The sequence below is a fragment of the Pseudomonas sp. GL_103 genome, from assembly GCF_057835175.1.
In genome coordinates, this window is the sequence record NZ_CM174420.1 from 440,650 (window position 1) to 453,994 (window position 13,345).

Here is a 13,345-nt window from a genome sequence, read left to right on the forward strand (position 1 = left end):
TCCGGTCTCAAGCTGCCTGTTTTGCGGTGACGAACGCCGCAAGGCTCGCCACGTTACTGAAGTGATTGCGTGTGTCCTTGGCATCGGCGTCGATTTTGATGCCGTACTTTTTCTGGATGGCCAGGCCCAGCTCCAGGGCGTCCACCGAGTCCAGGCCCAGGCCTTCGCCGAACAGCGTCTGGTCGTTGCCGATGTCGTCGGCACTGATGTCTTCCAGGCCCAGGGCGTCGATGATAAGCATTTTGATATCACGGTGCAGATCGCTCATCTTCGGCGAGCTCCTTAATAAAGTAAGAATGTAGATAATCGTTGAGCTTGCGCGAGGCCTGCGGAGCCGGCCCCTGCGTGGCGAAGGTCTGTGGGTCTATATCGGCCCCGACCCGGAAACTGAAGTGCACGCGCCGCTTGGGGATGCGATACCAGGGTTCGGCCTTGGTCAATGTGGTCGGGCTGACCTTGATAATGACCGGGGTGAGGATTTTCGCACCACGCAGGGCGATTGCCGCGCCGCCCCGATGAAAGGCTGGCGGCTGGCCGGGTTGGGTGCGCGTACCTTCGGGGAAAATGATCAGGGTCTGGCCGTCTTTCAGCGCGTCGGCAGCCGCGTCGAGCATGTCCATGCTGCCGTCGTTGCTGATGTATTCGGTGCAGCGCAGTGGTCCGCGGGTGAAAGGATTTTCCCAGAGGCTTTGCTTGACCACGCAGTTGGCGTGACGCACCAGGCCGATCAGAAAGACCACGTCGATCAGCGATGGGTGGTTGGCAATGATCATTTGCCCGGGACGACCGAGTTTTTCCGCGCCCTCGATGTTGTAGGTCAGCACCCCGGTACGGGCCATGAAACGCACAAAAATCCAGAAACAGCGGCTGACCGTCTGCCGGGCCCGCAGCCGATGGGTCCGGGCGTCGCCGGGCAGGCAGTTCAGCAAAGGGAAAATCACCAGGCGCAGGCACAGCCCGCCCAACCCGAACAGGGCAAAGCTCGCGGCGGTGGCCAGCAAGCGCCAGTAGTAGGCGTCGCGGTTTTTCTCTGTCACGGGTTGCGTTGCCAGGTCCATACACGATTTTTCCAGGCATGTTGGCAGGTGGTTTGCTGGCCGAGCAGCGCACACAACAGATTCAGCGCGTGGGGCCAGCGGGATTTGGACAACGCATCCGAGGGGCTGTTCAGGGACAACTGCCAGTCGGTGCCGGGTGTGATCAGCAGGCCGACGGCATAAGGGAAAGGCACGTCGTCGATCCAGGTCGAGTAAGCCTCGGGCGGCCGCTCTTCGGTGACCACCAGCAGTACCGCGCCAGCGCCTTCAGCCAGCAGCGCGGCAGCTTCGAGCATGCCATGTTCCAGGCCATCGCCTGCGGCGGCCAGGGCGGTCATTTCGCTGGTTTCACCGCGCATGATCGACCACAAGCCAATGATCGCGTTATGCACCGACAAGCTGAACCGGGTTGGCGACAGCGGCTGATCGGTGGCCAGATCGCTGAGAATCTCGATCGTGCGGGGCGTTTCGCCGTGACGGGAAACAAAGACCAATGGCAGATCCTGCCGACCTTCGGCCAATGGCCAGCCGACACTGAATGCCATGCGCGCCAGACGGCTGAGCCGCCGACGCTGCATGGCCGGCAGAAAGGAAACGTCGGGAGCGGCATCGCTGTCCGGCAGCACGACCGGTTGTCGGCACCAGGCCTGCCAATCGGTCACGCTTTCAAGCCCCGGGGCCCAGGCGCGCCATTGGGCGATGTTGAAGTTGATCACAGACATTCATCCCACCCTCACGGGCTTGCTTGACGCGGGGGAGTGGCCGAGAGCCGGGACTTACCCTGCGTGGCGTTTGGCGCCGAGTGGCGCGCATTATCCCGGTGCCGGGAACGTGTAGCAAATGCTGGTTACATTTTGCTCAGCAAGCTGAAGCGGCTGGCTCGCAAAAATTGAACGATTGGTAATTATTCACAGAATTATGACTCCGTCTGTCGGTTCTGGTGTCGAGCCGCCGGGCCGTTCAGGGCTTTTCATGCAAGAGAAGGCAACTGACTGTGTAGTCCTTGCACTGGTGAGGTAGCGTAGCCATGCCGGGGACCACTACACTCGGTCATTCTTTGATACACGGAGGTTTTGACATGCGGCGCGTGGTGTTCAATCAGAAAGGTGGCGTTGGCAAATCCAGCATTGCCTGCAATCTGGCGGCGGTCAGTGCCAGCGAGGGTTTTCGCACCTTGTTGGTGGATCTCGATGCCCAGGCCAACTCCACTCAGTACCTGACGGGGCTCACCGGTAACGATATCCCGATGGGCATCGCCGATTTCTTCAAGCAGACGCTGTCTTCCGGGCCGTTCTCCAAAAAGAATCAGGTCGACATCTACGAAACCCCGTTCGATAACCTCCATGTCATTACCGCCACCGCCGAGCTGGCGGACTTGCAGCCAAAGCTTGAAGCCAAGCACAAGATCAACAAGCTGCGTAAGTTGCTGGAAGAGCTAAGCGAAGACTACGACCGGATTTACCTCGATACCCCGCCAGCGCTGAATTTCTATGCGGTTTCAGCGTTGATTGCCGCCGATCGTGTATTGATCCCCTTCGATTGCGATAGCTTTTCACGCCAGGCACTGTACGGCCTGATGGCGGAAATCGAAGAGTTGAAGGACGACCATAACGAAGGTCTGGAAGTCGAAGGCATCGTCGTCAACCAGTTCCAGGCCCGCGCCAGCCTGCCCCAGCAAATTCTCGATGAGCTGATCGCCGAAGGCCTGCCGGTGTTGCCGGTGTACCTGGCCAGCTCGGTACGCATGCGCGAATCCCACCAGGCCAATACGCCGCTGATCCATCTCGACCCGCGGCACAAGCTGACCCAGCAGTTTGTCGAACTGCACAACCTGCTGGAAAACGCCTGAAAATCAAAAGATCGCAGCCTGCGGCAGCTCCTACAGATTGGGCGCTGATGTCCTTGTAGGAGCTGCCGCAGGCTGCGATCTTTCCGGGCTGTCTCAGATCCCCTGGCTACGCAACCAGCTCATCAATTGTGGTAACGGGAACGCCCCGCTCTGCCGGGCGATTTCCCGGCCGTTCTTGAACAGGATCAGGCTCGGAATCGAGCGAATCCCCAACTGCGCCGACAACTGCTGGTTCGCCTCGCTGTCCAGTTTGGCCAGCCGACACTTGCCCGCCAGTTGCCCGGCCGCCTGCTCGAACACCGGTGCAAACGACTTGCACGGTCCGCACCAGTCCGCCCACACATCCACCAGCAGTGGCAGATCGCCCTTTATCTGGCTGGCGTAGTCGCCTTGCTTCAATTCAAACGGTTTGTTCAGCAGGACTTCGGCCTTGCAGCGCCCGCATTTCGGGTGGTCATTGAGGCGCTCGGCCGGGATGCGGTTGAGGCCGTTGCAGTGGGGGCAGGGGATGAGGAGTGGGTCGGTCATGACAAATCGTCCAGTCGAAAGCGAATGATCTTTATTTGGAGACATGACTGCAGATTTTCAATCGTGCAGTGCCTCACGACGAACAACTGATCTCCAGATGCTTGCCCCATTCCGGTGGTCGCTCGGCGTAGCTCTCCATACCCGGTTGTTCCTCGAACGGGTTGCTCAACACAGCGTGCAGCCGACGGACTTCCGAATAGTCGCCGCTCTGCGCCGCCTCGATGGCCTTTTGCGCCAGGTAGTTGCGCAGGATGTACAGCGGGTTGACCGCGTGCATCCGCTGGCGGCGCTGCTGTTGATCAAGCGTGCCTTCACGGGCCACCCGGGCGACGTAGAGCTCGCCCCAGGCATCAAAGCCCTTGAGGTCGACGAAGTCGTCACGCAAGCGGGTGATGGCCTGTTCCGGTGCCTCATCACCCAAACGGCGGAAAAACAGGCTGTAGTCGACGCCGCTGTTTTGCATGAGTTGCAGCAGGTTCTCCAGCAATTTCTGGTCGTCCTCCTCGGCTGTGGTCAGGCCGAGGCGGCGGCGCATCAGGTCCAGGTAATGGGCCTGGAACAGCGGCAGGTACAAGCCGAGGGTTTCGCGCAGGGCTTCGACGCTGATGAACGGCGTCAGGGCCTGGGCCAACGCGCTGAGGTTCCACTGGCCAATCGGCACCTGGTTGCTGAAGGAGTAACGGCCCTGGTCGTCTGAGTGGTTGCAGATGAAGTTGGCGTCGAAGTCGTCGAGGAAGGCGAACGGGCCGAAATCGAAGGTGATGCCCAGGATCGACATGTTGTCGGTGTTCATCACTCCGTGGCAGAAGCCATAGGCCTGCCATTTTGCGATCAGTTCGGCATTGCGCTCCACCACTTCGCGGAACATCGCCAGGTACGGCTCCGGTTGTTCCAGGCACTCCGGGAAGTGCATGGCCAGCACATGATCACCCAGTTCTTTCTGCTGCTCGGGGCGCTTGGTGTAGTAGAAATATTCGAAGTGCCCGAAGCGCACATGGCTCGGCGCCAGGCGCAGGACCATGGCCGCGCGCTCCTGCTTTTCGCGCCACACCGGGGTGTCGGAGCCGATCACGCACAGGGCGCGGGTGGTCGGGATGTTCAGGGCATTCAGGGCTTCGGAAGCGAGGAATTCGCGGATCGACGAACGCAGTACCGCCCGGCCATCGCCCATGCGTGAAAACGGCGTCTGGCCGGCGCCCTTGAGGTGCAGGTCCCAGTGTTCGCCGGCCTCGTTGTACACCTCGCCGAGTAACAGGCCGCGACCGTCGCCCAGTTGCGGGTTGTAGGAGCCGAACTGATGCCCGGAATAGACCATCGCCCTTGGAATCGCGTCGGCCCAGAGCTTGTGGCCGCTGAACAGTTCGGCGAACTCCGGGGTTTCGGCCACGGCCGGGTCGAGGTCCAGCAACGCCATGGCGGCGGGGCTGGCCACGACCAGGCGCGGATTATCGATGGGCTCGGGCAGCACATGGGCGGAAAACGCTTCGCCCAGGCGGTCGAAGCGGTTATCGAAGGTGAGTTCGTCGAGGGCTTTCAAGGGCCGGCTCCAGCAGAATGTCCGAGCATTCTGCTGGGGAAAGGCCGGTTAGTCGAGTTTGGCGGCCGGCGGTTGTTGCGACGACTTGCCGTCGACGATCGGCACGATGGTTTTCGCTTCCGGTTCGATCGGCACCATCTTGTATTCCTGGCCGTGCAGGTTCTTGAGGTAGACCTCCATCTGCCGGAACGAGATGTTGATGTGCTGCTTCTTGAACTCGCGGTTGATGAAGCGGTTGACCTCGTCGAGCACCGGGTTGCGGTCGCCGAGGTCGCGCACGTGCATGCGCAACTCGTGGTCGAGGGTGCTTTCGCCGAAGTTGAGGAAGTACACGTGCGGTTCCGGGTCTTTCAGCACGCGCGGGTTATCGCGTGCGGCCTTGAGCAACAGTTCTTTCACCAGGTCCAGGTCCGAGCCGTAGTCGACGCCGAGCTTGAGGGTCACCCGGGTGATGGTGTCGGTCAGCGACCAGTTGATCAGTTGCCCGGTAATGAACGTCTTGTTCGGGACGATGATGTCCTTGCGGTCGAAGTCGGTGATGGTCGTGGCACGGATGCGTATCTTGCTCACGGTGCCCGACAGGTTGCCGATGGTGATGGTGTCACCGATCCGCACCGGACGTTCGAACAGGATCATGATGCCGGAAATGAAGTTGGCGAAGATCTCCTGCATGCCGAAGCCAAGGCCGACCGACAGCGCCGCCACCAGCCATTGCAACTTGTCCCAGCTTACGCCGAGGGTCGACAGCGTCGAGACGAAACCGACGCCGGCGATCACGTAGGACAGCAACGTGGTGGTCGCGTAGGCGCTGCCTTGGGCAAGATTGAGCTTCGACAGCACGAACACTTCGAGCAAACCCGGCAGGTTGCGCGCCAGGGCGAAGGTGATGCCGATGATGATCAGCGCGCCAAGCATGTCGCCGATGCTGATCGGTACCATGCTCATGTTGGCGCCGGTGCCGCTGGTGTATTCGTAGAGGGTGATGTTGTCCAGGTACGAGAACACCGTGATCAGGTCGGCCCAGACCCAGTACAGGGCCCCCATGAAGCCGCCGAGCAGCGCCAGGCGGATCAGGCGCAGGGACTGTTCGTTGACCTTCTCGATGTCCATGGTCGGTTCTTCGATCACCGCTTCGCCATCGCCGGCCTCTTTGGCGGCCAGCCGCTTGGCCAGGGCACGCTGGTAGGCCAGGCGCCGGGCCGCCACACTGAGGCCGCGCACGAAGGTGGCCTCGATCACCAGCCAGAACATCAGCAGGTACAGGGTGTTGATCAGGCGGTCGCTGAGTTTCAGCGCGGTGTAGTAGTAGCCGAAGCACACCGCCACGAACAGCGCGACGGGCAGGGCAGTGAACAGGATCCCTACCAGTTTGCGGAACAGCGAAGCGTTTTCGTGGGTCGGGCTGCTGATGAGCAGGCGGCTGAGCAGCAAGGTCATCAAGGCGTAGCAGATGAGCACCACCGGCATGCCGAGCACGTCATCGGCCAGTGCCGCCGGTTGCAGCTCGGCAACGGCGACGACGGTCACCAGTGCCATCACCACGATGCCGAGGCGGCGGATCCATCTGCGCAGGAACTCCACCTGGGGTTTTTCCCAGCGGAAATGCAGTTCTGCCACGCCACCCGGCGCGAGGATCCGGTAGGCGGTGTAGAACACCAGCCAGGCCCCGGCCATTTGCAGCAGCGCCGCGCCCATATTGGCGTTCTGCCCACGGGCGTCGATTCGCAGGGCCAGCCCGCACAAGGCGAGGCCCAGGGAAACCGGCATCGCCAGCAGAATATTGATCAGAATCGCCTGCGGCGTGTGCCACTGGCTATCGCGTTTGAAGTGTCCGATGTCCTGGTGAACCTTGTTCAATCGCGCGTACAGATTCTTGCGCCGCCACAGCAGCGCGCCGATCAGCAGGGCCAGCGGCAGGAACAGCAGAGGGCGCTGTGTCAGGCCGTCGGTCAGTTCACTCAGGCTGGAAAGTACCGGCAGCGAATCGAGTTGCCGCTCGAGGCGGTCCGGCACACTGTGAACCCACTCCAGGTCCAGCGGTTTGTTGCTGGGAATCCAGAACATCTGCTCATCAAGCGTCGCCCGCAGGCTTTGCGCGGTGCTGAGCAATTGCTTCTGGTTCAGTTGCAGGGTGATGGATTCATTGAGCACTGCGCTGAGTTCGCGGTTCAGTCGCTCCAGCAGATCGGCGCGGGTGGTGGCCACTTCCATCAGGCTTTTGCGCAACTGCGGCGTGACTTGCTCGGGGGGTTGGGTCGACAGCAGGTTTTCGACGTAGGTGGCCGGATTACTCAGCAATTCCCGTTGCTGGCTGACTTCGAACTGATACAGGCGAATGTCGGCGATCTGATCGGCCAGGTTGCGGTCGAGCCGCAGGCGCGGCAACGCCTGTTTCTGTTTGTAGAGAATCTTCGAGAGCAGCAGGCTGCCTTTGAGCACGTTGATTTGCTCGTCCAGGGCTGCATCGCTCTGGGTCAGGCTGTCCAGCTGTTGCTTGGTCTGCAGGTTCTGTTGGGTGACTTCGTTCAGGCGGTCGGTGCTTTTGAGCAGGTAGTCCGAAAGCTTCAGGTTGGCCGCGCTTTCGGTGGCCAGAAGGCTGCTGCCGCCGGCCTTCTGCGCTTCGATGGATTGCTGGGTGACCGTTTCCTGGGACAACGCCAGACGCTTCTGGTTGATCAGGGTTTGCAGTTCCTGGATTTCCTTATCCAGACGGTCGGATCGCTCCGACAACAGGTCATGCTGGCTGTTGCCGAGGTCTTGCAATTGGGTATTGCCGGCCAGTTCCTGGCGCCGCAGCGGGATCAGCGCGTTCAGCGCCGCCAGCTCGGCATTGAGCTGGTCGCGCTGCTCGGGGCTCAAGGTCTTGCCGGCGTCCTTGCCGTTCTTGAGGATGGTGTTGATCTGCTGAATGCGCGTCTGGCTGCTGGATATCTCCGCTTGGGCGCGCTCGGGGCGGGTCTGGGCGGTGATGATCAGGCTGTTGGCATCGGCCAGGGCCTTTTGCAGATCGCTTTGCTGGGTGGAACGCTCGGTGAGCAATTGCTCAAGCTGCTGGATCGGTTCCTTGGCGAAACGCTGCGCCACCGGCACCACGGAACTGGCCTTGAGGCGGGTCAGTTCACGCTGGTTCTCGATGGTCTGTTTGGGCGCACTGCTCAATTGCTGCTTGAGCGCGACCAGCTTCTGCTCGTAGTCACGCTTGTTGTTGAGCTGGCTCAGCGTGCCTTGCAGGACGGATTGCAGGGCCTTCTGATCGGCTTCCGGCAGTTTGCGGTCGGCGATCTTGTCCAGACTCGCTTGCACGGCTTCGCTGGAAGGCGGTTCGGCCGCTTGCGCCGCTTGCGATAAACCAAGGGTGCCGACAGAGAGACTCAAGCCCAAAAGGGCGATGGCGAAAATGGAGCGCAGGTTAGGCATAAAGACCGGTCAAGCAAGTGATAGTGGAAGCAGTTTAGAGGAAGAGTCCGGGACCCGGGCGACTTCCTTCGGGGAATCTGACGCCCACTTTACCGATCTTGTTCCCGTCCATGACTGCCACGGTCCAAATGGTGTTGTTCCATTCCACCTGGTCACCCACCACTGGCGCGCCACCAACCTTATGGGCAATGAAGTGGCCCAGGGACATGTCCGGATCGATGCCTTCGACCTTCAGGCCATACAGGGCCGCAACCGCGGCCAGTTGGGCGTCTCCTTCGAGTACGAAGTCGCCGAAGAAGCGCAGATCGAGGCCCCGTTGTGGCGCCTGGCTGAAGAGTTTTCCGAGGGCCGGCAGGTTGTGTTCATGGCCTATAACACACAGCAAATCATCGACTTCCAGCACCGTACTACCCGACGGATGGAGCAATTGTTGGCCACGAAACAGGGCAGCGATACGGGTGCCTTCGGGCATTTTCAGCTCGCGCAGGGGCGAACCGATGCACCATTTTTCCGCACCGAGGCGATAGACGAACAGCTCCCACTCGCTGGTGACGTGTACTTCCAGGGCCGAGCGGGAGATGGGCGCTGGCTCCGGGGGCACCGTCACCTTCAGCAGCTTGGCGACCCACGGCAGGCTCGTGCCCTGAACCAGCAGCGACACCAGCACGATAAAGAACGCGAGGTTGAAGTACAGCTGGGCGTTGGGCAGGCCGGCCATCAGCGGGAACACCGCCAGAATGATCGGGACCGCGCCGCGCAGGCCGACCCAGGAGATGAACGCTTTCTCACGCCCGTGAAACGCCTTGAACGGCAGCAGGCCAACCATCACCGACAGTGGCCGGGCAAACAGAATCATCCACAGCGCCAGTGCCAGTGCTGGCAAGGCAATAGGCAGCAGATCGTGAGGCGTCACCAGCAGCCCCAGCACCAGGAACATGCCGATCTGCGCCAGCCAGGCCATGCCATCGAGCATGTGCAAAATGCCGTGGCGGCTGCGCACCGGACGGTTGCCGATCACCAGGCCGCAGATATACACCGCCAGGAAGCCGCTGCCGTGCAGGGCGTTGGTCAGGGCAAACACCACCAGACCGCCAGCAATGACCAGAATCGGATACAAACCGGTGGCCAGGTTGATGCGATTGACCAGTTGCAGCATGAGCCAGCCACCGACCAGGCCGATGACGCCACCGATGCCGAATTCGCGCAGCAGGTGGGTCAGCAGGCTCCAGTGCAGGCCGGTCTGGCCGCTGGCGAGCATGTCGATCAGGGTGACGGTGAGGAACACCGCCATCGGGTCGTTGCTGCCGGATTCGATTTCAAGGCTGGCGGTTACCCGTTCGTTCAGGCCTTTGCCACCCAATAGCGAGAACACCGCCGCGGCGTCGGTGGAGCCGACGATGGCGCCGATCAGCAGGCCCTGGATCAGGTTCAGGTCGAACAGCCACGCGGCCGCCATGCCGGTCAGCCCGGTGGTAATCAGCACGCCGACCGTGGCCAGGGACAACGCCGGCCATAACGCCACGCGGAAACTCGACACCCGGGTGCGCAAGCCGCCGTCGAGCAGGATCACCGCCAGCGCGAGGTTGCCGACCAGATAAGCCGTGGGGTAGTTATCAAAAAGAATGCCGGCGCCATCGACACCGGCCGCCATGCCGACGGCCAGGATGATCACCAGAATCGGGATGCCGAGACGTGACGAAAGTGAGCTCACCAGAATGCTCGCACCTACCAGCAACGCGCCGATCAAGAACAGGCTGTTGATGGTCGTCGCATTCAAAGGCAGTACTCCAGAAAGCTGAAAGGCGGGCGCAAACTGACCATGCAGTCTGCGTGCCAGCGATTCTAACCTGTTGAAATGTGATGCTGTCAAAAAGCTTTTTCAGATCAAAAGATCGCAGCCTGCGGCAGCTCCTACACAGGGAAACTCATACTCCTGTGTAGGAGCTGCCGCAGGCTGCGATCTTTTTGCTTTTACTTAAAGATTAAACCGCCCAACCAGTGTGTTCAGGTCCACCGCCAGGCGCGACAGCTCATTGCTCGCCGCACTGGTCTGATTCGCCCCGGTGGCCGACTGCACCGACAGGTCACGGATGTTCACCAGGTTGCGATCCACTTCACGGGCCACCTGCGCCTGTTCTTCAGCGGCGCTGGCGATCACCAGGTTGCGCTCGTTGATTTCGACGATGGCGCTGTTGATGGTGTCCAGCGACATCCCGGCGCCGCGGGCGATGTTCAGGGTCGATTCGGCGCGTTCGGTGCTGTTGCGCATCGAATCCACCGCGTGCTCGGTGCCGCTCTGGATGCTGCCGATCATGCGTTCGATCTCGCTGGTCGACTGCTGGGTGCGGTGAGCCAGGGCGCGAACCTCGTCGGCCACCACCGCAAAACCACGACCGGCTTCACCGGCGCGCGCGGCCTCGATGGCGGCGTTCAACGCCAGCAGGTTGGTCTGGTCGGCCAGGCCGCGGATCACGTCCAGCACCTTGCCGATGTCGCGGGACTCGTTGGCCAGGTCGCCGATCAGGGTCGCGGTGCTCTGCACATCGGCGCTCATGCGTTCGATGGCGCTGACGGTTTCCTGCACCAGGTCACGGCCGTCGCCAGCAGAGGTGGTGGCATTCTTCGAGGCTTCGGACGTGCTGACCGCGTTGCGCGCGACTTCTTCCACGGCGCTGGTCATTTCGTTGACTGCGGTGGCGGCCTGTTCGATTTCGTTGTTCTGCCGGGTCAAGCCACGGGCGCTTTCGTCGGTGACGCTGTTGAGTTCTTCGGCAGCGGAAGCCAGTTGGGTGGCCGAGCCGGAAATGCGCTGCAATGTGTCACGCAGCTTGTCCTGCATCTTCGCCATGGCCAGCAGCAAACGGCCGGCTTCATCCTGGCCGTCAACGGTAATCGGACGCGTCAGGTTGCCTTCGGCAATTTGTTCGGCGGCGCCCAGGGCATTGGCGATCGGTTGGGTGATGCTGTTGGTCAGCAACCAGGCGAGCAGCAGCGTCAGGACGGTGGCGATCACCGAAAAGAGCGCATCCGTGCGGGGCTGAGGCTGCTGTATGGATGACATATCGGTCGCCTGGCTGAAGTCTTGAGCTCCTCGTGTTTTAGCCGGTTGCACCTTGTGGCGACGAAGTGCAGGAACCAGATTGGCCAATCACAGTCTTTAAAACTCGCGAGGAAGGTTGCCCGTCAGCAAAATCAAGGCTTTGCGCCTGTATAACCCTGGCATCCAGGGTGACTTTTCTTTATCGTACGCGCCCTTTGAAAAAGCCCGGAAAATCAAAATGTTGGAAGCATCCCTAAGCCAATTGGAACAACTGGTCAGCGACCTGGTGCAGCAGAACCAGAGCCTGACCGCGGAACTGGCCCAGGCCAAAGATGAAAACGAAAGCCTGCAACTGAGCCTGATGGAACACGAAGAGAAGCAAGGCGCCACGGCGGCTCGCATCCAGGCCCTGGTTGAGCGCGTCAGCGCAGGCCCTGTCAGCGCATGAGTTACAACGCCGCAGGGGTAAAAGTCGTCTCGATCCTGGGGGAGGACTATTCAATCAAGGCACCGGTCGGGGAAGAACAGACCCTGCTGGACGCCGCGTTGATGTTGAAGGCAGCCCTGGCCGAAACCAAGAGGAAGTACCCGACGCTGATCGGTGACCGACTGCTGGTGCTGGCGGCGATGAATCTGTGCTCCCAGCAGATCGAAATGCAGAAACAGCACAAGCTCGAACTCGACCGTTACCAAGAGCAAGTCAGCGCCACGGTTGAAGTGATCTCCAAGACGATCAATCAGGCCTGATCGGCTTTGCGCACAACCAAAGAATAGATTGTCGGTTGGTTTGTATACAATCGGCACGGCTGTTGCAGTGTTTCAGCCTCTTATTCTTTGGGGGTGCTCCATGCAGTTCTGGCGACGCAGTATTCAATGGCAGTTGATCCTGAGCATGGGCACCGCTCTGCTCGTCAGTATCCTGATCGTGGTTGGCATTTATACCCTGGTGGTCAACCGCCTCGCCCAGAGCTATCTGGTCGAGCAAGCCTTGCCGTCGAGCATCGAAGCGATGCGCAACGACATCGAGCGTATCCTCGTTCAACCCCTCACCGCCGCCAAGGACATCGCCAGCAACAGCATGGTGCGCGACTGGCTGGCCGGGGGTGAAGACAGTGCCCAGGCCGGCGCCTTTACTACCTATCTCGAAGGCATCCGCGCCGAGCACAAGGCCTTTACCGCGATTATTGTCGGCACTGCGTCCAACCATTACTTCACCGAAAAAGGCCTGGACCGGACCCTCAGTCGTTCCAATCCGAAAGACGCCTGGTTCTACTCGTTTCTCGACAGCAACCAGCCGCGCACCCTCAATATCGATAACGACACGGCCACTGGAGAACTGGCGCTGTTCATCGACTTCAAAGTCGAGCAGGCCGGTAAAGTCGTAGGCGTTGCCGGGCTTGGACTGAGCATGAAAGAGCTGTCTGAGCTGATCCACAACTTCAGCTTCGGGGAGCGCGGCAAGGTCTATCTCGTGCGTTCTGACGGTTTGATCCAGGTGCATCCCGAGGCGCAATTCAGCGGCAAACGCACTTTGACCGAGCAGATTGGTCCTACGGCGGCACAATCGGTGATGAGTCAAAACGCTGCCACCAGCAGCGGCTTCCAGCGTGACGGTGAAGACTTCCTCGCGTTAAGCCTGCCATTGCGCGATCTCGGCTGGACCCTGGTGGCTGAAGTGCCGCAATCTCAGATCTACGCCGAAGCCCGCCGCGCCATGTGGATGAGCAGTGGTATCGGCCTGGCGGTGGCCTTGGTGTGCCTGTTGCTGGTGGTGTTGCTGGCCCGTGGGCTGGTACGCCCGATTCGTCAGGTAACAGCGGCATTGGTAGCAATCGGTAGCGGCGGTGGAGATTTGACCCACAGGTTAGATTCCAGCCGTGCCGACGAACTGGGCGACCTGGCTCGTGGGTTCAATCGCTTTCTCGACAGCCAGCGCG

At 60.8% G+C, this 13,345-nt stretch carries 11 protein-coding genes and 1 pseudogene; 4 read left to right on the plus strand and 8 right to left on the minus strand.

The genetic code is table 11. From position 1 onward, the window contains the following. Window positions 1-7: 7 nt before the first annotated feature. Genes AC3IP0_RS02045 through AC3IP0_RS02055 form a run of 3 tightly spaced genes read right to left on the minus strand, consistent with a single transcriptional unit; the run spans window position 8 to window position 1,759 of the window. The gene (locus AC3IP0_RS02045; RefSeq protein ID WP_008047930.1) at window positions 8-268 is read right to left on the minus strand and encodes a phosphopantetheine-binding protein; all 261 of its coding nucleotides are present in this window, start codon (window positions 266-268) and stop codon (window positions 8-10) included. Then, entirely contained in the window at window positions 249-1,058 is an 810-nt protein-coding gene (locus AC3IP0_RS02050) for a lysophospholipid acyltransferase family protein (protein WP_489318060.1), read from the minus strand. Before AC3IP0_RS02050 ends, AC3IP0_RS02045 begins: the two co-directional genes overlap by 20 nt. Further along, entirely contained in the window at window positions 1,034-1,759 is a 726-nt protein-coding gene (locus tag AC3IP0_RS02055) for a beta-ketoacyl synthase chain length factor (protein WP_489318061.1), read from the minus strand. The genes AC3IP0_RS02050 and AC3IP0_RS02055 overlap by 25 nt, the downstream gene beginning before the upstream one ends. A 356-nt stretch (window positions 1,760-2,115) precedes the next feature. On the opposite strand from AC3IP0_RS02055, the gene AC3IP0_RS02060 reads away from it, so the two are divergent. Next, window positions 2,116-2,886, plus strand: a complete 771-nt coding sequence (locus AC3IP0_RS02060; protein ID WP_008016979.1) for a ParA family protein — start codon at window positions 2,116-2,118, stop codon at window positions 2,884-2,886. Between the two features lie 93 nt (window positions 2,887-2,979). On the opposite strand, the gene trxC is transcribed toward AC3IP0_RS02060, so the two are convergent. The 5 genes from trxC to AC3IP0_RS02085 form a co-directional block, all read right to left on the minus strand. Further along, window positions 2,980-3,414 carry a thioredoxin TrxC gene (gene trxC / locus AC3IP0_RS02065; protein ID WP_108230706.1) on the minus strand — a complete coding sequence of 145 codons (435 nt, stop codon included), beginning with the start codon at window positions 3,412-3,414 and terminating at the stop codon, window positions 2,980-2,982. Window positions 3,415-3,487: 73 nt separating this feature from the next. Then, the gene (gene selO, locus AC3IP0_RS02070; RefSeq protein ID WP_489318062.1) at window positions 3,488-4,951 is read right to left on the minus strand and encodes a protein adenylyltransferase SelO; all 1,464 of its coding nucleotides are present in this window, start codon (window positions 4,949-4,951) and stop codon (window positions 3,488-3,490) included. A 48-nt stretch (window positions 4,952-4,999) separates the two neighbouring features. After that, the gene (gene mscK / locus AC3IP0_RS02075; RefSeq protein WP_489318063.1) at window positions 5,000-8,368 is read right to left on the minus strand and encodes a mechanosensitive channel MscK; all 3,369 of its coding nucleotides are present in this window, start codon (window positions 8,366-8,368) and stop codon (window positions 5,000-5,002) included. A gap of 34 nt (window positions 8,369-8,402) precedes the next feature. Beyond that, the gene (locus tag AC3IP0_RS02080) at window positions 8,403-10,145 is read right to left on the minus strand and encodes a potassium/proton antiporter (protein WP_489318064.1); all 1,743 of its coding nucleotides are present in this window, start codon (window positions 10,143-10,145) and stop codon (window positions 8,403-8,405) included. Window positions 10,146-10,343: 198 nt separating this feature from the next. Further along, complete coding sequence (locus AC3IP0_RS02085) at window positions 10,344-11,429, minus strand: methyl-accepting chemotaxis protein (protein WP_489326561.1); 1,086 nt, start codon at window positions 11,427-11,429, stop codon at window positions 10,344-10,346. Window positions 11,430-11,646: 217 nt separating this feature from the next. Between AC3IP0_RS02085 and AC3IP0_RS02090 the strand changes: the two genes are divergently transcribed. From AC3IP0_RS02090 to AC3IP0_RS02100, 3 genes and pseudogenes are all read left to right on the plus strand, one after another. Then, window positions 11,647-11,856 carry a hypothetical protein gene (locus tag AC3IP0_RS02090; RefSeq protein ID WP_110662666.1) on the plus strand — a complete coding sequence of 70 codons (210 nt, stop codon included), beginning with the start codon at window positions 11,647-11,649 and terminating at the stop codon, window positions 11,854-11,856. Continuing rightward, window positions 11,853-12,155, plus strand: coding sequence for a cell division protein ZapA (locus AC3IP0_RS02095; RefSeq protein ID WP_489318067.1), 303 nt, complete (start codon window positions 11,853-11,855; stop codon window positions 12,153-12,155). The genes AC3IP0_RS02090 and AC3IP0_RS02095 overlap by 4 nt, the downstream gene beginning before the upstream one ends. 145 nt (window positions 12,156-12,300) lie before the next feature. Next, a pseudogene (locus AC3IP0_RS02100) lies at window positions 12,301-13,329 on the plus strand (HAMP domain-containing protein); the annotation flags it as partial. Window positions 13,330-13,345 lie beyond the last annotated feature (16 nt).